We start from the raw sequence: 18,508 nt of genomic DNA on the forward strand, positions 1-18,508 counted from the left end.
TGGGGCATGGATGGGACGAGAAACAGGCTTTCTGACTAAAATTTTTGCTAGTATGCAGACATTATCATAGAAACCCCGTTTCTGGAGAAAGCCATGCAAATCACTTTAAACGAGCAACAACAGAAGTTTATTGCTGCACAGTTAGCCAGTGGCAACTTCACCCATCCCGATGAAGTCGTCAATATCGCCTTTCGTTTGCTGGAGAAATTACAAGCCGAGTATCAAGACTGGCTCACAGAAACCCGTACCAAAGTCGAAGCAGCCGCTTTAGAACTAGAACGGGGCGAAGGTTTAGATGGCGAGATGTTCGTTTCAGAAATTCTGGAGCGGTTTCAACAGGCGAAAGGAGTACAAGCAGAGTGAGTCAGTATCGGATATCGCCATCTGCTAGTTATGATTTGAATGAGATTGCGGACTATTTCTTAGAGCGGAATATCATAGCTGGAGAGCAGTTTTTTCAAGAGTTTAACCGCAAATGTCAATATTTAACACAGTTTCCCTACATGGGGAAAAGCTATCGGCATTTATTAACAGATTTGCGCGGATTACCCCTAGACGGGTACATCATTCTTTATCACGCAGTCGGAGAAACTGTTGAAATTTTGCGGGTTGTGCATGGGCGGCAGAACTTAGAAGAATTATTTAGAGATTGAGTGGATGCGGTAAGAAACCTGGCTAATATTCTTTCTATGAATATCACTTTAAGAATGGGGTTCTCCAAATAATACAATAGAACAATTGAGTTTTTTAATCGCCTCAGTGGTTACATCACTCACCGCTAAACCGCCAGCAGTACGACGACGCATTGAACGCAAAACGACGAGATCAAAAGACTTCGCCGCTCTGATGATCACTTTAGCGACATCATCATAAGCGACTGTTTTAATTCTAGCCTGAACTTGAGGGCCGCCTTGGGCTAAAACCTCTGCCATTTCTGATTCAAATTGAGTAATTTGTTCAGGAGATGTACGGCGATCGCAAATATGTAATAAAACAATTCTCCCCTGATTGGCATCAGCAAACAGTTGAGCGAAACGGACTGTTCTAATGGCTTGAGGCGTAATATTTTTAACGGGAACTAAAATGCTGCGAATATTAACGGGTTCATCTAATAGCTTGACCATTGCTACCGGACAATGAGAAGACCAAAAAACATTATCCACTAAACTGCCAAATAACCGCGCCCGTAAACTGGCTGTCGAAGCACTCCAACCCATGACAATTAAGTTAGCATTTTGTTCACGAGCGGCGCGACTAATCCCTTCTGCAACATCATCATCGATCCGAACTTTGGGTTTAGCTTCTACCTGAAATTCTTGGGCGACTTCGACACATCGTTCTAACAGGCGATCGCTTTGTTCAAGTGCCAAATTTAACTGCGGTGCGTCCATGTGAGCATGGGCTTGAGTAATCGATAGAGGAACAACGATACCCGACTCGTGACGGGCGAATAAAGCTGACATTTCTATTAAATATCGTTGGGAGAGGGGGTTGTAGACAGGAACTAAAACTGTAAATTTATTTTTGAGTTTGCATCCGGTCAATTGACTTCCTGTTCTAGGAGGAGAGTAAGGTTCAACAGGTTCAATTCCTAATACCCAATCTTCCGATTTTGGTTGTAAATTCTCTTTGGGTATGGTTAAATTTCTGGCGTTACGGGCTGTTAGAATAGGGCCTAAAATGGAAGTAACCAGCATTAATACAATCACACTATTAAAGAGTTCTTGACTGAGAAGACCTGCATTTACCCCAACTAAAGCGGCTGCTAAGGTAGCTGCAACTTGGGGAAGGGAAAGTGACCACATGGTTAGGGTTTCATTCCAGTTGTATTTGTAGAGCAGTTTGGCAGAAAAAGCCGCTAGAAATTTACTGCCGATTAATCCTAAAACGATAGCCAGTGTTAAGCCTAATCCCGTAGTTAGACTGGTTACAAATGCTGGAATATCTATCAGTAATCCCATGTCAATGAAGAAAAAGGGAATAAACAAGGTACTGCCCAAAAATTCCACCTTTTCTTCAACGGGACTGTGACCTAAAACATCATTAACAGCAAGTCCGGTGAGAAACGCCCCAACAATTTTATCAATATTAATGACTTGTGCGCCGACAGAAGCCAGAAAAACGGCTAATAAAACAAACAAAAACTGATTTCCTTGTTCATCTCCCGTGCGGCGAAAATATTCTTTTCCTGCCCAGTCTAAACCCAATAAAACGATAGCAGAATAAAGAGCTAATGCTATAAGTTGAATAATCAGAGAAAGGGCTGAAAATTCTCCACCATGAATAGAGATACAAATTGCTAAAACGAGAAGTGCAGAAACATCCGTAATAATTGTTGCCCCAATACTAACCGTTACTGCTTCATTTCTGACTACTCCTAAACGATTAACAATCGGATATCCGAGTAGGGTATGGGAAGCAAGCAGAGAACCAATTAAAATCGAAGCATTCAGACCAAAACCAAACATTAACCCGATGGATGTTCCTGTTGTGAGAGGAATTGCAAAAGTGGCTATTCCAAAGCATAATGAGCGATTTTTTGTGCGTCTAAATTCTTCTAAATCAATTTCTAAACCTGCCACAAACATCAGATAAATTTTACCAATGTCTGCAAAAAGTTTCATGGTTTCAGAGTCAGAATCCAGCAGTTGAAATCCGTTTTTTCCGAGAACAACTCCGGCAACCAGTAACCCAACTAATCCCGGAAGTTTCAATCTTTCAAAGATTGGGGGAATCGTTAAACAGACCAGAATCAGAATTGTAAAGGTAACAACTGGACTATTTGGAATTGCTTGTAAAAAATTATCCATTTTTATTCTTGATGGGATTGGCTTTCAAGAGCATTAATGACCTTTAAGAAGACATAAAATAACAATTAGATTAGGGGCAAATTCAGAAACTTAAATTTTCAATAGCTTACCTCTAACAGACTTAATTTTCAGTATTCTATCAAGCGAAACACCAAAACCAGAGAACAGTTGTCAATATACAACAGACCGTTCTCTGGTTTATGAATTCAAATCAATTGATACAATGAGGGATGAGTCTAAAGCTTCAACCAACCTGATCTGAGGTTCCAGGATGAAAACGGCCTAGAGGTTTCCCTTGTACTCTACAGCAGATTCGTCTGATTGTACAGACTTTTTAAAGGCAAACCGCAAAAAGGGCGGTGCAAGGAACGTCGTCAGAATCACCATGATAATGATAGCGGCTTCTAGGGGTTTACTGAGTACACCACTAGCCGAACCGATTCCCGCAAATACTAAACCGACTTCACCCCGAGGAATCATTCCGACACCAATGGCTAAACGGTTAATTTGGGGTTGACCAAAAACCGCCCAGCCTGTAACCATTTTACCAATGATGGCAACAACAATTAAGAAAGTGGCAATAATTAAACCTTCACGGTTAGCGGGAACTGCGGGATTTAATACGCCTAAATCTGCTTTAGCGCCAACGGTTACAAAGAAAATGGGAACTAAAATGTCAGCAATGGGAATCACTTGTTTATCAAGTTCTTTGCGTTTGTCAGTTTCATCGAGAACTAACCCCGCAGCAAACGCCCCTAAAATGGCTTCAAGATGAATCGCATTGGCTAAAAATGCCATCAAAAAGGCAAAGGTAAACGCCGGAATCACTAACTGTCCTCTCGTTTGTAGACGATCTGCGATCGCCACAAAAGAGGTATTAAAGAATTTGCCCAGTAAAATGGAACCGAGTAGAAAAGCGGTGGCACTAATAATCAGATAAACAACGTTGAGAATGTCTATCTCGCCTGTTTTGGCTAAACTTGCAACAACTGCTAAAACAATAATACCGAGAACGTCATCAATGACAGCCGCGCCAACAATAATTTGACCTTCTTTTGACTTGAGATGTCCTATTTCTGAGAGAACTTTTGAGGTAATTCCGATGCTAGTTGCTGTTAATGCAGCCCCGGCAAAAATAGCAGGAATTGATGGAACGCCAAAGAAATACATCAGTCCTATAGTACCTGCGGCAAAGGGTACGGCAACACCAACAACCGCCACAACTGCCGCTTGATAACCGACTTTTTGCAGTTCTCTAAGCTCTGATTCTAAACCGATTTCAAACAGGAGAATAATTACCCCTAATTCGGCTAAAACGGAAACCACTTCACTTTGACTGGCAAAAATTGAGGTGACTGACTCAGGACTCAAATCACTAATTGACTGCAAAAATGTCATTAATAAAGAATCTGAAGCCGTTGCACCACTTTCAGGAAAAACTAACAGATGAAGTGCCGAAGTTCCAACGATAACGCCGCCAATCAGTTCACCTAAAACGGGCGGTAAATCTAAACGTTTTGATAACTCTCCGCCGAGTTTGCTGGCAATATAAACGATAACCAAACTGAGGAGAACAGCCGTTAACACTACGGTAGAATTTTCAGCTTCTGTGGTGGTTGCAAAGATAGGAAAAGTGAGAGGAAATCCTAAATTTTCTAGCATGATTCTGAATGAAATTACTTAGTGAGCAAAATCAGTTGGGTTAACAATATTGATTTCCAATTGGGGAAAATATCACACCCAGAATTATTGGAAAAACAGAAGGGGCAGAAACATTTGAGTTGTGAAGGGATTTCTGCCCCCGATTGTTGAGATCGATCTCAAGAGGATTAGGAAAAAGCCCCGATATAGGGAGAATATTAGGAGTTAAAAATCGGGGCTAGACAATCAAGATTTTTGCAGTGCTGTGGTATCAGGTGGAGTGATGGGATAGTCATTCATTCCTTGACCATCATCGCTTTCAGGTTGAAAGTTTTCACCATTGATAATAGCCATAGCACGCCGTACAGCAGCAACCCGGGTTGCAACTCGATTTTGTTGAGGTAAACGATCCAAGATATTAAAGCGTTGGAGGCGGTTTGTCACCTTATCTTCACCACCGACAATATAAACATCAATCGACTTGTTATAGGCGGTGTCGATCATTTTTTCTAACGCCAATGTTGCGGTTACACCGAGAAGCGGCACCTTACTTAAGTCAATGATGATCGCTTGATAATTATCTAAAATGGTTTGACGTTGAGTAATGGCTTTTGCTGCACCAAAGCTCATCGGGCCACCGAGATCAAGTAAGAGAATACGACCATTGGCTTGTTTCATTAACTGTTTGACTTCTTCATTGACGAGAACTTCATCGTTGTGTGTATCAACAGCTTTTACCTGTTCGGCTTGAATATCTGCTAGACGTTTGATGGTCAGCATATTTGCCACGAAAACCCCAACGCCAACCGCGATAATTAAGTCATAGAAGACCGTCAGCAACACCACACCATACATGATGGCAGCCGCTTTAATTGACAGTTTGTGAGCGCGTTTGAGGAATTTCCAGTCGATAATATCGATACCGACTTTCAGGGCAATTCCCGCTAGAACCGCCATCGGAATACTTTGAGTTAAAGGTGCCGCAACTAAGACAATGACTAATAAAATTAAGGCGCGAGTTAAACCGGAAACCGCCGTGCGACCCCCCGCTTGGATATTAACAACGGTTCCCATTGTTGCACCAGCACCTGGTAAACCGCCACACAGTCCAGAGACGAAGTTACCAAGACCTTGACCAATCAGTTCTTTATCTGAGTCGTGTTGAGTTTGAGTTAAACTATCGGCGATTACAGAAGTTAACAAAGAGTCAATACAACCCAGCATCCCCAGAACTAAACCATCAATTAACATCCGATTTATCTGTTCTAGGGAGAAAGTGGGCAGATTAATAGCAGGTAAGCCCATCGGAATTTCGCCAATGCGACGAATTTCCACATTTGAAAATAACAGCAGAGAAATCAGAGTTCCTGCAATTAAAGCAATTAATTGAGGGGGGATCAACTTCTTCAGTTTTTGGGGCATGAAGAAGATAATCCCAATGGTTAGCGCACCCAAAAGGGTTTCTACGGGATTGATATTGGCAATTAGGTTGGGTAGGTTTTGCAACGTTCCCAGTACCCCGCCTTTGGGGTTCGCTTGTCCGAGAAACGGCCCAATTTGAAGAATAATCAGGATGATCCCGATTCCAGACATGAACCCGGAAATCACGGTGTAGGGCATCAGGGTAATGTATTTACCCAATTTCAACACCCCAAACACGATTTGAAAAATCCCCGCTAGCATCACAACGGTAAACGCCATTGCCATCCCGTTTTCGGGGTCTGATGCCATGAAACTTGCAACAACAGCCGTAAACACAACGGTCATCGGGCCAGTGGGTTCAGAGATGAGAGTGGGTGTTCCTCCAAATAAAGCGGCAAAGAAACCGATTAGAACTGCACCCCAAAGGCCTGCTGCTGCTCCTGCACCAGAAGCGACCCCGAAGGCTAGAGCCATTGGCAGGGCAATGACTGCGGCGGTGACTCCTCCAAAAATGTCACCTTGTAGATTCCTGAAATGGATTCGATTTGTAATCTGCATGGGTTTGTGAAATCTGAGTAAATGCTTAAATAGACACCAGTCTATCGTTATTTTATTATTGATTGACTTACGTCTATGGTTAGCATACCATTAAAATCGAAATAGAACGCAACCTTCTTCATATTTCAATTGCTTATAGCGATCGCAAACCGTATCTAATCAAAGGAGGAGTTCTTGATCCAGGCAACCCTACATCAGCTTAAAGTATTTGAGACTGTGGCTCGTCACGGCAGTTTTACCAAAGCCGCCGAAGAGTTGTATATCACTCAGCCCACAGTTTCTAGCCAAGTCAAGCAACTAACTCAGGCGGTTGGCTTACCTTTGTTTGAACAAATTGGTAAGCAACTCTATCTCACAGCAGCCGGCCGGGAGTTATCCGCAACCTGTCACGACATCTTTGAGCAACTCGACAACTTTGAGATGAAAGTGGCAGACTTGAAAGGCATGAAGCAAGGAAAACTTCGTTTGGCGGTTGTGACGACGGCTAAATATTTTGTTCCTCGAGTTCTCGGTTCGTTTTGTCAAAAGTATCCTGGAATTGATGTTTCCCTTCAGGTGAACAACCATCAGGAAATCATCTGTCGTATGCAAGATAACCTCGATGATCTTTATATTCTCAGTCAACCTCCAGAAGATCTCGATCTCTGTGCCGAGCCTTTTCTCGATAACCCCTTAGTTGTGGTGGCTCGTCGCGATCATCCTCTTGCTAAACAGAGAAATATCCCCATTAAACAACTCACAGGTGAAGCGTTCATCATGCGAGAACCGGGTTCAGGAACTCGAAAAGCTGTACAAAACTTGTTGGACAAACACAAAGTTAAAGTACACGTTCGTTTGGAACTCGGAAGCAATGAAGCCATTAAACACGCGATCGCTGGCGGCTTGGGAATTTCCGTTCTTTCTAAGCACACGCTTGTTTGGGAAAATGTGTCTGGAGAATTAACCATTTTAGATGTTCAGCACTTCCCCATTCAACGTCGTTGGTATGTGGTTTATCTCGGTGGAAAACATCTCTCTGTCGTCGCTCAGACGTTCTTAGAATATCTCATCCAAGAAACTCAACACACTCCTGAGTTAGCAATGCTAGCCTAGTTCAGTTTACAGTCACCAGTGACAGGCTTTGCCTATTCCCTGTTCCCTCTCTAAATAATTCCCACTTTTTTTAAGGCTGCTTCTGCGGCTTTTTTTTGAGCATCTTGTTTTCGACGCCCTTTTCCTGAACCATAGACTTGATCTCTAACCCGTACTTCTGCGATAAATTCTTTGGCATGATCAGGGCCGAATTGATCAATAATAACATATTTGGGATTTTCACCAAATTCTGCTAACGCCCATTGCTGAAATCGATTTTTTGAATCAATTAAACTTTCAGAATCTTTTTCTTCGGCGTTTATGCCAATAATTTGATCCGCAACTTTTTTAAACAAAGGCGTAATAAATTCTCTGACTTTCTCTATTCCAGCATCTAGATAATAAGCACCAATATAGGCTTCAAACGTATCACTGAGTAATGCAGGGTTTTGGTAGCCCCCATCTCGAATGGCTCCTTTTCCTAGTCGCATGATTTCTCCCATCCCCAATTGAGCCGCAAATTTTCCCAGTTGTTGTTCATCAACTAATGCGGCTCTTAAACGAGTCATTTTGGCTTCGCTGAGTTCTTCTGAATTATAATGATAAAGTAATTCACCGACAATAAATCCTAAAACTGCATCTCCTAAAAATTCTAAGCGCTCGTTATCTTTTCCGTCTCCTGGATGTTCGTTAACATAGGAACGATGGGTTAAAGCCCGTAAGCGGAGTTTTTGATCTTTTATTATGGGAAGTTTATCCATTTTCAATATCTTCTGATCGTTCAAAAATTCACCCTATAGATTTTTGGTGAATGTCCTCACTTTGGAGAGTTGATGATTCCAATCTTATATTCTACAACAAAGTGAGGATTTTTAACATCGTTAATTCGTTGAGAGGATTGATCGAGTTTTATCTAGCATTAGCCAAAAGAATACTCTGATAGACTTTCGGAATCATTTCCTCTTGAATTGCTTTCGCAAGGAATTGACTAAATTTTGAAAATTTTGTTCCATCCGGTTTGCGGATCGATGAAACATTTTGATAGTTTGGAAACTTGGGATTATCGTGCATTAGTTGACTGAAATTACCAGGGGTAAAATCTATTTTGTTTTTGATAGCAGTTTTAATTGCTTCAAGAAGACATTGCACAGTATCTTCATAATTTATATAAGATTCGGTGACAATAACTTCAGAAGCAATATTTTTTACTAATTCAGGAAGTTGGGCTGTATAATAGAACTTATCAAATACTTCTAGAACAAAAGACTGACAAGCACTATTATTTCGTGCAATTCCAATTAGTTTTCCTTTGTCTTGCTTTAACTTTTTGTGAATACCACAATCTCCTGAGACTACTATTTTAATGTCGGCTGAACAATTTAAACAATCTTGTACTAGCTGAAAATCTGCTGCATTTTTAATTTTACCAGGGTTTTCTACCTGAATACACTCGAAACCTTGCTTTTCTAAGTGCTTTTTAGCCTTGTCATTCCACTGACAACTGTAAGCTTTCAAAATCAAAAAATCTCCTCGCTGACGAGCAAATTTGAACAAATCTGAGGCGATATCACCTTGAGGAATATTTTCATAATCCCAAAAAATTGCTACTGACTTTTCTGAGTTGTTCGACTGATTTTTGTTGGTATTCATTGCTTTAGTCTCAGTGAAGTTATTTTTTGTTAACTCACCTAGCACTAACGAAGTATTCTGTTATGAACTTCTCGAAAATTAATGGCTTCTTTCCAAAAAATAGAAGTCATTATCAAGGTTGCTTCAATGGAATGCTATGTAAAACTTTGATCTAGCATTTCCATTTGAAACTAATAAATTCAAATCCAGAACACTTTACATCAATATGTCAGCTAATGTCTCACGACCCGCAATATGTATCCGTAAGTATGTGTATGTACATTGGTAGTAACGCTAAGTCTGACCTTAAAAACTAGGTTTTGCAGAAGATTAAAGCTTTTAGCTAACTTGCAATCTAAGCTTTCGGCTGACCTGACGTAACAACCAATCGACACACCTATACCAGCAATACAGAAATTTTCCGGACGGTGAGACAGCAGCCCACAATAGTGCTAACTGATGACCAGTATTATACTATTAAGGATGGCGATCGCGCAACCCCCTAATTTTTTTGACAGCTATCACAACTGGGGTAAGCTGAATTATAGGTACTCGAACGCTGACCAAACCACTGATAACGATTATCGCGGACTTGTTCATAAATGCGATCGCCTGTCCATTTTAGCCCCGGTAAAGCCCGATAGGCACTCACAAATAGATTTCCTGCGGGTAATAAATTCCCAATTTCTTCGGCTGCATCACTACCTTGCCAACGACGCTCGGGGTTGTTAGCATCTATTAAAATCATCCCCTGTTCACAGTCTGTTGATGTAATCCCAAAGCGCTTAAGTTCTGCTTCGTTTTGCATGGGGATATATTGAAATTGCTGACCTTGATCTAAGTTTTCTAAAAATTGTACTAAGGTGACACACAAATTGCAATTACCATCGTAAATTACATGATAAGTCATGGCTTGATTATTCCTAAGATGTTGATTGGATTCTTGTCAGATTTCTGTCTTTGATTGAAGTGAATCTTCACTTCCCATTATTCTACCAAATGGGTGGCTTTTTGTTTGAGCTGTTCGAGCAGTTCCAAGGACAAATTAAATTGATTTAAAGTTGTTCCTCCTGAACCATGATAGTCACTGCCACCCGTTTTCAGTAAATGATACTCAGTAGATAGGAATTCTAAATGCTGAATTTGTTCGGGTGTATGACTGGGATGATAAACTTCAATTCCCATTAATCCGGCTTGAACCAATTCTTTTAACACCGTTTCGACTTCTCCTCCCCGAAACAAATAAGGATGCGCCCAAACGGGAATTGCATCACAATCTAGCAAAAGTTTAATGCCTTCTTCTGAAGAAAATTTTTCATATTGAACAAAGGCGCTTTGATCGTCACCCAACCATTTGTCAAAGGCTTCTTTTTGAGATTCAACGTAACCCGCTTTCACCAAAGCTTTAGCAATATGAGGACGAGAGGCAGCGATTCCTTCTCCCATCGGGGGTAATTCAATGGGATAACCGAGTGAGGCTAATTTATTAATAATTTGTTGAGCGCGTCTTTTGCGTCCTTCTAAGCGTTCTTTGAGGGGATTGTAGAGTTTATTTTTATTCGGGTAAAATCCGAGAATATGCAAAGATCGCTCATTATAAACTGTAGACAATTCGACTCCGGGAACAATTTCGAGATCAAAACCCTGGGCAGCAGTAAAGGCTTCTTGCCAACCGGAAAGCGTATCATGGTCGGTGATAGCGATCGCTTTGACTCCGGCTTGTATCGCTGCTTCCACTAATTCGCTGGGAGTCAGTGTGCCATCGGAATAGGTGGTGTGACAGTGAAGTTCTAGCATTTTGACGCTGTTGCAGGGAAGACAGTTTGATTTTAAACGAGTTTTAGAGGATTGACCGAAATTGTTAGGCTTGGTGGTATCCTCTCAAGAGGGTTAGTTGACAGCAACGGCCGGAAAACGAAAAAATTGCTTTACCAGTCGATTGGTTTTATGGTAGCTTTAGTTTAACTACATCTAGATATCCGTAAATTAACGGAATTTAGTGAACTTACAATTGCCATCTGGGTCTTGAAGTGCTGAATTGTTAGTGAATTGGTGTAAATTTTTTTATCAATTGTGGAGCAATTGATGCAAGTTTCAGTATTGAGCAAGGCAGTTGGTGCAAAGAATGATTCACTTTTCTACCGATAGTTACTTAAGGGTTGTATAATTTAAGGATGATCAGCTTAAATCAACTTCGGGTTTATTGAGATTCCAGTAAAAATGGACACTTATGGAACCACCCGTTGACCGAATTCGGATTTCCTTGGTGGCGAAGGAACAGCTAACGGAGCTAAAACAGACAACTGAAATTGAGCAGTGGAATATTCTCTGTCGGTGGGCTTTTTGTCTATCACTTGCAGAACCAGCTGAACCGTCTCCTGTTCCATTGCCTGCTGATAGTAACGTTGAAATGAGCTGGCGAGTCTTTGGGGGTGAAATGTCAGCCTTGCTTCTCGTAGCCCTCAAGCAGCGATGTTGGCAGGATGGGTTGGGAACAGATCGCAAAACTCTGGCAGAACAATTTCGCCTTCACCTGCATCGCGGTATTGGTTATTTAGGGGGTGAGCAGCAGGTCGATGCAATTGAGGATTTGATCGAAATAGCCCGCTCATCAAGTCGGTAAAGTCTTTTTTCCTTAACATCGTGATCACCTACTTCGGTGCTGGTGGATCATTTCAAACTATCAGCTCGAATTCAGTATAAACACTAGATACATCAAGGTTTTCGGTGGCAACTATGTCAGTGAAGCAACGCAGAAAATACCACAATATCATGGAAGACTTGGTGGCAGAGGAAGTGAGAAGCCAAATGGCACTCCTTTCTCCTCGGTTAACCCAGTATATTCAGCGAACCGAGGTTGAAACCTACGCCCTTAACCGTCTGCCCACCCTGTATGCCTCTAGCCAAGAAGGTTGGTTGCATCAGCAGAAACGGGCAAGAGAAGAACACCAAGCCACGATCAGAACGGCAGTTCGTCAAGCCTTAGCGGCTGTACAACGAGATCCCCTCCGCAGTTCGACTCCTCTATTTCAAGACAAAGAGGAAGTGATGGCGGAAGCCGGAAGCCGCACTAATACGCCTGAACTGGAAAACACAAAGGATATACCCGCTCATCCCTATTACTGGCAGCAGAAACGTTCTCCTCGCTATAGCCAGAAAGCCCGATAAAATTAGATGAACTCAACGCGAAGAAGAAGGGTTTTGCAGTAGAAGGGGAAAGAAATGTCCGACAGGCCCTTGACCCTGACCGATAGTCAGGGAAAACTGTAAAGCTTGAGTGACATAGGCCTTAGCCTTTTCGATAGCGGAAAATAACTCTTCTCCTTTAGCCAGATTAGCAGCGATCGCCGCCGAAAGGGTACAACCAGTGCCATGAGTGTGGGGTGTTTCTATGATTTGAGTTTGCAAGGTCTGTAGCTGTTTGCCATCAAACCAAACATCTATTCCCCGTAAACAGCCTTGTAAGCTACCCCCTTTGACTAAGACAGCTCTGACTCCGAGTTGATCATAAATCTGTTGAGCGGCAGTGTACATCTGCTCAAGCGTCTGAATTTTCAGTCCCGTGAGAATCTCAGCCTCGTAGCGGTTCGGTGTAATCACAGTAGCATGGGGAAATAAACTCTCCCGCAGGGCAGTAATCGCCTGATCATCAATCAATTGCGCTCCTGTGCGAGAAACCATGACTGGATCAACCACTAAAGGCTGTAAGTGTAACGCTTCAACCTGAGTGGCAACCTGCCTAATAATCTCTGAGTTGAGCAACATTCCCGTTTTTGTTGCTTGTACCCCAATATCTTCAACAACTGCTGTAATTTGCGCTGCAACGGCTTGGGGCGAGAGTGCATCGACTCGGGTAACTCCCAAAGTATTTTGTGCGGTTACACAAGTGATGGCACTGGTACCGTGAACGCAATGAAAGGCAAAGGTTCGCAAATCGGCTTGAATGCCAGCACCCCCGCCACTATCAGATCCAGCAATAGTCAGAGCCACCGGAATCAACTGTTGTGAATTTGCCATACTGATGACTTAAAGTATAATCGCACACCAGAATTAACCCCCCAATGAGAACAATCTCGTCTTCTGTGAGAGTTAAAAGTTTCCCGAGCCTCTCTAACGTGTAGGCCGCCGCCGCCTGAGAAAATCAGGAATATCCAGTCCAGGCTGTTGAGGCTGTTGTTCGGAAGGGTCTTTCGGAGGTTGTTGGCCGAGAGGGGGCGGTGGGGGTGGATTAAACGGTTTGGGAGTTGTTTCTCGATTGCTGGGAAGCGTTTGTTGTTTTTCGCTAGAAAATCCCGTCGCAATCACCGTAATTTTGACTTCTCCCTGTAACCGCTCATCAATCACAGCCCCAAAGATAATATTGGCATTGGGATCAACAACTTCATAAATCGTCTCGGCGGCGGCATTCACTTCATGGAGAGTTAAGTCCGTTCCGCCTGTAATATTAAAGACAACGCCTTTAGCGCCCTCAATCGAAGATTCGAGTAACGGGGAAGAAATCGCTCCCGTTGCCGCTTCTCTGGCTCTTGATTTTCCCGAACCCAAACCAATTCCGAGCAAAGCTGAACCCGCATCCGCCATCACAGCCCGAACATCGGCAAAATCCACATTCACCAAGCCAGGAATCGTAATAATATCAGAAATCCCTTGAACACCCTGGCGCAGCACATCATCTGCATAGCGAAACGCTTCTTGTACAGGGGTTTGTTCGTTAATCACCGATAATAACTTGTTATTGGGGATAATAATCAGCGTATCGACCCGACTTTGTAAAGCCGCTACCCCGTCATCAGCTTGAGAAATGCGTCGTCTGCCTTCAAATGTAAACGGCCTCGTCACTACACCCACCGTTAACGCACCCACTTCTTTAGCGATTTCAGCCACAACCGGAGCGCCACCCGTTCCCGTTCCCCCCCCTAAGCCTGCGGTAATAAAGACTAAATCAGCCCCTTCTAGAGCATGAGCGATTTCGTCACGGGACTCTTCTGCTGCTTTTTGTCCAATCGCCGGATTGCCACCTGCTCCCAGTCCTCGGGTTAACTTCTGTCCGACTTGTAAACGTTTGAGTGCTCTTGACTGAGCCAAGGCTTGAGCATCTGTATTGACGGCCCAAAATTCCACACCCGATACCTCGCTCTCAATCATGCGATTGACGGCATTTCCCCCACTGCCGCCCACACCAATGACTTTAATCTTCGCTGCATTACTGGGTATAATATCGCTACTCCAAGACTCTTCGTGAGGCATAGAATTACTGTCGCTATTGGGGTTTACCATACGCTCATTTTTGCGGAATGGATTTGTTGACTCTGCTGCGAACCTCTGGTTCGTTTGGTAATCAGGTTGTTCATTATTATTATTCTTTTGGGTAGACCCCAGGTTAGTCTTAGAATTCATTTTAATCGATAGGGGTAGTGAATAACGTTTCAAATTAAGGACGCAACCCACTTTCAACTATAGGGTAAGTTGCGATCTAAACCAAGAGCAACGAACAAAGCAATCCGTTTATCCAAGGGACTTTCACCCCAACCTGTGAGAAAGCCATAGTTCTACGCCTTCAACAAGTTATTACCCCTCAACTCAAGTTAGTCATTACCCTTGAGCCGAGAAAGCTTCTGAGACCGACTTGTGAAAGCAGATGGTGACGCTCTTAACTATACATCAGTGATCGCTTTTGCGAATGACAAACCTTCCCCAGGGTGAACAAAAGGATGGCTCGGCAATTATGTTGTGGGATAGACCCCAGGGCAGCCAGAACAGATTAAGCGAGGGGTTTGGGTCTGTTGGTCAGAAGGGTCGAAATATCAGCAACGTTTTAGGGTTCTGGCAACATTTGAATCAGTGGAGAAGAGGGATTTTGTAAATCAATATAGTCAACTAAAGCCAAATCCACTTGTTCCGGTAAATTTCTCATCTGATCTAAGACTCGAAGCTGTTGAGTAAATTGTGGACTATAGGCACCGAGATGCACTACTCCAATTTCAGTTGTGATCATCAAATTTGCCGGATTTTGCCAGTTGATTTCATAAACGACCACTGGAGATCGACTTAACGTTTCATACATTTGGGTCCAATGAGGACGATATTGGTCGGGGTTGCCAATCACTTTCAAGCTGGGCAACTGTCGCGATCGCTCTAACTTAGCATAACTCTCTAACGGAATCCAGCCTCCATTGGCATCTAACCAGCCTACCCCAGAGGCATCTGAGCGTCGTGTTAAAGTGGGACTCGGTTGAGCGATCGCCACTGGACGACGTTCTTGAATTTTAATGGTTAAGCGAGGGGGAAACAACTCTCGGGTGACGGTCGCCTCGGCAATTTGGCCTTGAGATTCTAAAGTCTGTGCCAGCTCTTGCGGTTGAATTTGCCAGAGGGACTGAGGATAGGATAACGGTAGTAGGTCGCGAATTCGTGCATCTGAGAGTAACTGATTTCCCTCAATGGTGACTTGTTCGGGCTGACGAATCAACCAAATCGGCTGATTGAGCGCCCAAAAGACTCCCCCGGTCAGACTACTCACCGCTAGGCCTTGCCAAAGGATTTGGACTAAGCGCTGACGACGCTGACGCCGTAATTGCTGACGCCGATTTCCTAATTCATTAGAAGAAACAGATACAATATTGGCCATAAGTTCCTCTTGCAGCTACTGTTGTGATAGCTCAAAATCATGGAGTTCGTCTCAATAAAAGATTGGGGATCAACAGGGGTCAGTGAAGCCCGACATACAGATTTCAACTTTAGCAACTCTCTACAGGCTCCTGTGTAAGAATTAATGCCCCAGGGTTGAACCCCTCCCTCAGTGTGGTCATCCCGTCTGTCCGCCTCTCCTGCCTCGTGTGAGTCTACACCTCAGTAGGGAAGTGTCAATCTATACTTTGAGTACAGAATTGTCACGAAAGAGAGTCTGCTGTGGTGAGCTTAGATTTGATCCAATTTTACAAAGCCTGCAATCCTAGTAAAACCATTGACATGGCAAATCCAGAGGATCGGCAGTATTATATCGATTTTTCCTCGGTTCGGGGTAGCGATCTAGTGCGAGAACTCTCGGGGGATGAACCCACCTGTCAACTCTTCTCTGGACACATCGGTTGTGGCAAATCGACGGAGCTATTTCGGCTCAAAGACACCTTAGAACAATTTGGATACCATGTCGTTTATTTTGAGTCTTCCCAAGATTTAGACATGGCAGATGTAGATGTCAGTGATATTTTACTCGCAATCGCTCATCGCCGTCAGTGAAAATCTTGAAGCGGCTCAAATTCGGATCAAAGCGGGATACTTCGCAAACCTGTTTACTGAAAATTGCCTTATATCCCCATATCTAAAGATAGGGGGGTGTGCGGCAATTTTTGGTAAATAGGCAACAGGCAAGAGGTGATGACTGGTCACTGATCACTGTTTTCTGATAAAATTCTATGCTAAAGTTAACAATTGTAAAGAAATATAAGATTTCGATTATCTCCTGGTTAACAAAATCCTTTATCGTTGACGATTTAGACCTTTACAGAAAATCCCATGAAACCGACTTGGCTTCCTAGACTGCTTGTATCTTTAGTCGCCTGCTGTCTGAGCTTATCGACTTGGATAATTGCTCCGGTTGCTCTGGCTTACGATAATCCCGAGTTACTCCCCAAGATTCAAACGCCGATTATTGACTTAGCAGAAGTTCTCTCCGATACTCAAGAAGAACTGCTCGCTTCAGATATTCAACAGTTTGAGTCAGAGACAGGCTGGAAATTAAGAGTTCTGACTCAATTTGATCGAAGTCCAGGTCGTGCCGTTAAAGGCTATTGGGGACTTGATGACAAAAGTGTTCTGCTCGTCGCAGACCAACGGGGTGGAAATATTCTTAACTTTAATGTCGGTCGTGACCTCTATGCTTTACTTTCTCGGACTTTTTGGGTAGAACTACAAACCCGTTACGGAAATCAATACTTTGTGCGGGACAATGGTGAGGATCAATCGATTATCCAATCTCTGGGTGCGATTAAATCTTGTTTAAGCCAAGGCGGTTGTCGAGTTGTACCCGGACTTCCCCGTGAACAGTGGATTTTAACGCTGATTACCTCGGCTTTGGGAGGTGTGATTTGTGGAATTGCTGCTATTCCTCGCAAACCCGGACAAATTTTCGCTTGGCAATGGGCTTTAATTTTCTCTCCTTTGTGGGGGATTTTGTTTATTGCTTTCGGTATCGGCCCGGTTGTCTCTCGGACTTCTGACTGGGTGCCGTTAGTTCGTAATATTGCGGCGTTTCTCATTGGAGTGTTGGCGGCTTATCTGACTCCGGCTTTTAACCAAGCTTCTGCTTCGGAGAGTGAACTTTAAATTAATCAACTGACCCATTTAACAGCAGGATTGAGGGTTAACGCTCTCGATCCTGTTTGTTTTGAGAAGACTTGTGAACTACCTACGCCGACGCTTCGCTTTCTGACGTGGGCTTCCAGTTTCTTGAACAGTCTAGGTCGAAGCATCAACAGATTGTTCATTGATCGGAAGTTGCCCTACAGAAGATTTACGCCCTCTGACTGGTATTCGTTCTCTCGGATGCAAGCTCCGAGAGCTGCGAAGACTTCGTCTTACACTCCCTCCACTGGCAGTCGCCTCCGTCCCAGAGGCTTCGGGGCTGTCTGCGTGGGTCTCCCGCGCAGTTTATACGCCCCGCGATGACTCGTAATCCCTCGTCTCGAATGTTAATAGCTGCGTTAATATCACGATCATGTTGGGCGTGACAATTATTGCATTCCCATTGACGAATATCAAGTGGCAAACTTTCTACAACATTCAGACAAACATTACAAGTCTTTGAGGATGGGAAAAACCGATAGATCTCCAGAAAAGTCTTTCCGTCCCGTTTAGCTTTGTAGTCAACAAAGTTTAAGAACATTCCCCAACCACAATCGCTTATTGCTTTGGCTAGATTGTGGTTGCGTACCATGCCCTTTACGTTGAGATTTTCAGCAATTATCACTTGGTTCTCGTTGACAATTTGGCGAGACAATTTATGCAAAAAATCTTGCCTTGCGTTGCTGACTTTCTCGTGCGCTCTTGCTACTAACCTACGTGCTTTATTCCTAGAGTTAGATGCTTTTTGCTTGCTGGATAACTTCTGTTGTTTCCGTTTTAAGTTGTGTGAGTGTTTTTTGAAGTGTCGAGGGTTATCATATTTAGACCCCTCACTTGTAATTAGGAAGTGAGTCAATCCCAAGTCTAACCCTATAGCTTTACCCTGAGCAGAAGTCTGGGGTTCAATATCCTCATTCTCAAACACAATAGAAGCATAATACTTCTCGGTTTGAGTCTTAGTTATTGTAACTGTTTTAATGTTCCCGTCAAAGGTTCTGTGAATATTTGCTTTAATCTTGCCAATCACAGGGAAA

17 protein-coding genes and 1 pseudogene are annotated in these 18,508 nt (G+C 43.2%); 7 read left to right on the plus strand and 11 right to left on the minus strand.

The annotated features are described in order from the left end of the window. Positions 1-93 precede the first annotated feature (93 nt). Both VB836_RS10760 and VB836_RS10765 read left to right on the plus strand, forming a co-directional pair. A complete protein-coding gene (locus VB836_RS10760; protein ID WP_323219350.1) occupies positions 94-363 on the plus strand; it encodes a ribbon-helix-helix domain-containing protein in 270 nt (89 codons plus the stop codon). Then, a complete protein-coding gene (locus VB836_RS10765) occupies positions 360-653 on the plus strand; it encodes a type II toxin-antitoxin system RelE/ParE family toxin (protein WP_323219351.1) in 294 nt (97 codons plus the stop codon). Before VB836_RS10760 ends, VB836_RS10765 begins: the two co-directional genes overlap by 4 nt. 48 nt (positions 654-701) lie before the next feature. On the opposite strand, the gene VB836_RS10770 is transcribed toward VB836_RS10765, so the two are convergent. From VB836_RS10770 to bicA, 3 genes are all read right to left on the minus strand, one after another. Continuing rightward, on the minus strand, positions 702-2,810 hold the full coding sequence (locus VB836_RS10770) for a cation:proton antiporter (RefSeq protein ID WP_323219352.1): 2,109 nt from the start codon (positions 2,808-2,810) through the stop codon (positions 702-704). A 282-nt stretch (positions 2,811-3,092) separates the two neighbouring features. Further along, positions 3,093-4,472, minus strand: coding sequence for a cation:proton antiporter (locus tag VB836_RS10775; RefSeq protein ID WP_323219353.1), 1,380 nt, complete (start codon positions 4,470-4,472; stop codon positions 3,093-3,095). Positions 4,473-4,697: 225 nt separating this feature from the next. Beyond that, positions 4,698-6,431, minus strand: a complete 1,734-nt coding sequence (gene bicA, locus VB836_RS10780) for a bicarbonate transporter BicA (protein WP_046280149.1) — start codon at positions 6,429-6,431, stop codon at positions 4,698-4,700. A gap of 174 nt (positions 6,432-6,605) precedes the next feature. On the opposite strand from bicA, the gene VB836_RS10785 reads away from it, so the two are divergent. Then, positions 6,606-7,523: a LysR family transcriptional regulator gene (locus tag VB836_RS10785; RefSeq protein ID WP_046280150.1), complete on the plus strand. Its 918-nt coding sequence runs from the start codon at positions 6,606-6,608 to the stop codon at positions 7,521-7,523. Between the two features lie 50 nt (positions 7,524-7,573). Here the strand turns inward: VB836_RS10785 and rnc are convergent, their stop codons facing one another. The 4 genes from rnc to VB836_RS10805 form a co-directional block, all read right to left on the minus strand. Beyond that, positions 7,574-8,263 (minus strand): ribonuclease III, encoded by a 690-nt coding sequence (gene rnc, locus VB836_RS10790; RefSeq protein WP_323219354.1) that lies wholly within the window; start codon positions 8,261-8,263, stop codon positions 7,574-7,576. A gap of 148 nt (positions 8,264-8,411) precedes the next feature. Next, the gene (locus VB836_RS10795; RefSeq protein WP_323219355.1) at positions 8,412-9,152 is read right to left on the minus strand and encodes an NYN domain-containing protein; all 741 of its coding nucleotides are present in this window, start codon (positions 9,150-9,152) and stop codon (positions 8,412-8,414) included. 481 nt (positions 9,153-9,633) lie between these two features. Continuing rightward, positions 9,634-10,041 (minus strand): thiol-disulfide oxidoreductase DCC family protein, encoded by a 408-nt coding sequence (locus tag VB836_RS10800; RefSeq protein ID WP_323219356.1) that lies wholly within the window; start codon positions 10,039-10,041, stop codon positions 9,634-9,636. A gap of 77 nt (positions 10,042-10,118) precedes the next feature. Continuing rightward, positions 10,119-10,928 carry a PHP domain-containing protein gene (locus VB836_RS10805; protein WP_323219357.1) on the minus strand — a complete coding sequence of 270 codons (810 nt, stop codon included), beginning with the start codon at positions 10,926-10,928 and terminating at the stop codon, positions 10,119-10,121. 433 nt (positions 10,929-11,361) lie between these two features. Here VB836_RS10805 and dndE point away from each other — a divergent pair, with 433 nt between their 5' ends. Further along, positions 11,362-11,754: a DNA sulfur modification protein DndE gene (gene dndE / locus VB836_RS10810; RefSeq protein ID WP_323219358.1), complete on the plus strand. Its 393-nt coding sequence runs from the start codon at positions 11,362-11,364 to the stop codon at positions 11,752-11,754. Between the two features lie 113 nt (positions 11,755-11,867). Beyond that, a complete protein-coding gene (locus VB836_RS10815) occupies positions 11,868-12,299 on the plus strand; it encodes a late competence development ComFB family protein (RefSeq protein WP_323219362.1) in 432 nt (143 codons plus the stop codon). A gap of 12 nt (positions 12,300-12,311) precedes the next feature. Here the strand turns inward: VB836_RS10815 and thiD are convergent, their stop codons facing one another. The 3 genes from thiD to VB836_RS10830 all read right to left on the minus strand — a co-directional run bounded on the left by thiD (position 12,312) and on the right by VB836_RS10830 (position 15,759). Further along, on the minus strand, positions 12,312-13,148 hold the full coding sequence (gene thiD / locus VB836_RS10820) for a bifunctional hydroxymethylpyrimidine kinase/phosphomethylpyrimidine kinase (RefSeq protein WP_323219359.1): 837 nt from the start codon (positions 13,146-13,148) through the stop codon (positions 12,312-12,314). Between the two features lie 93 nt (positions 13,149-13,241). Next, positions 13,242-14,528, minus strand: coding sequence for a cell division protein FtsZ (gene ftsZ / locus VB836_RS10825; protein ID WP_046280017.1), 1,287 nt, complete (start codon positions 14,526-14,528; stop codon positions 13,242-13,244). Positions 14,529-14,946: 418 nt separating this feature from the next. Next, positions 14,947-15,759: a cell division protein FtsQ/DivIB gene (locus tag VB836_RS10830; protein WP_323219360.1), complete on the minus strand. Its 813-nt coding sequence runs from the start codon at positions 15,757-15,759 to the stop codon at positions 14,947-14,949. 281 nt (positions 15,760-16,040) lie between these two features. Between VB836_RS10830 and VB836_RS10835 the strand changes: the two are divergent. Continuing rightward, positions 16,041-16,431: pseudogene (locus VB836_RS10835) on the plus strand (ATP-binding protein); the annotation flags it as partial. A 215-nt stretch (positions 16,432-16,646) separates the two neighbouring features. Then, complete coding sequence (locus VB836_RS10840; RefSeq protein WP_046280014.1) at positions 16,647-17,456, plus strand: TPM domain-containing protein; 810 nt, start codon at positions 16,647-16,649, stop codon at positions 17,454-17,456. A 187-nt stretch (positions 17,457-17,643) separates the two neighbouring features. Here the strand turns inward: VB836_RS10840 and VB836_RS10845 are convergent. Then, positions 17,644-18,508: RNA-guided endonuclease InsQ/TnpB family protein (locus tag VB836_RS10845; protein WP_323219361.1), on the minus strand; the 865-nt coding region annotated here is incomplete at its 5' end.

This window comes from Limnoraphis robusta BA-68 BA1, from assembly GCF_034932365.1.
GTDB classification, from domain to species: Bacteria; Cyanobacteriota; Cyanobacteriia; order Cyanobacteriales; family Microcoleaceae; genus Capilliphycus; species Capilliphycus robustus.

Excerpts from the sequence above, each read along its gene's own strand:
- ftsZ (WP_046280017.1), bottom strand. The coding sequence starts at position 14,528 with ATGAATTCTAAGACTAACCTGGGGTCTACCCAAAAGAATAATAATAAT.
- VB836_RS10800 (WP_323219356.1), bottom strand. The coding sequence starts at position 10,041 with ATGACTTATCATGTAATTTACGATGGTAATTGCAATTTGTGTGTCACC.
- VB836_RS10830 (WP_323219360.1), bottom strand. The coding sequence starts at position 15,759 with ATGGCCAATATTGTATCTGTTTCTTCTAATGAATTAGGAAATCGGCGT.
- rnc (WP_323219354.1), bottom strand. The coding sequence starts at position 8,263 with ATGGATAAACTTCCCATAATAAAAGATCAAAAACTCCGCTTACGGGCT.
- VB836_RS10795 (WP_323219355.1), bottom strand. The coding sequence starts at position 9,152 with ATGAATACCAACAAAAATCAGTCGAACAACTCAGAAAAGTCAGTAGCA.
- bicA (WP_046280149.1), bottom strand. The coding sequence starts at position 6,431 with ATGCAGATTACAAATCGAATCCATTTCAGGAATCTACAAGGTGACATT.
- VB836_RS10760 (WP_323219350.1), top strand. The coding sequence starts at position 94 with ATGCAAATCACTTTAAACGAGCAACAACAGAAGTTTATTGCTGCACAG.
- thiD (WP_323219359.1), bottom strand. The coding sequence starts at position 13,148 with ATGGCAAATTCACAACAGTTGATTCCGGTGGCTCTGACTATTGCTGGA.
- VB836_RS10815 (WP_323219362.1), top strand. The coding sequence starts at position 11,868 with ATGTCAGTGAAGCAACGCAGAAAATACCACAATATCATGGAAGACTTG.
- VB836_RS10770 (WP_323219352.1), bottom strand. The coding sequence starts at position 2,810 with ATGGATAATTTTTTACAAGCAATTCCAAATAGTCCAGTTGTTACCTTT.
- VB836_RS10840 (WP_046280014.1), top strand. The coding sequence starts at position 16,647 with ATGAAACCGACTTGGCTTCCTAGACTGCTTGTATCTTTAGTCGCCTGC.
- dndE (WP_323219358.1), top strand. The coding sequence starts at position 11,362 with ATGGAACCACCCGTTGACCGAATTCGGATTTCCTTGGTGGCGAAGGAA.
- VB836_RS10775 (WP_323219353.1), bottom strand. The coding sequence starts at position 4,472 with ATGCTAGAAAATTTAGGATTTCCTCTCACTTTTCCTATCTTTGCAACC.
- VB836_RS10805 (WP_323219357.1), bottom strand. The coding sequence starts at position 10,928 with ATGCTAGAACTTCACTGTCACACCACCTATTCCGATGGCACACTGACT.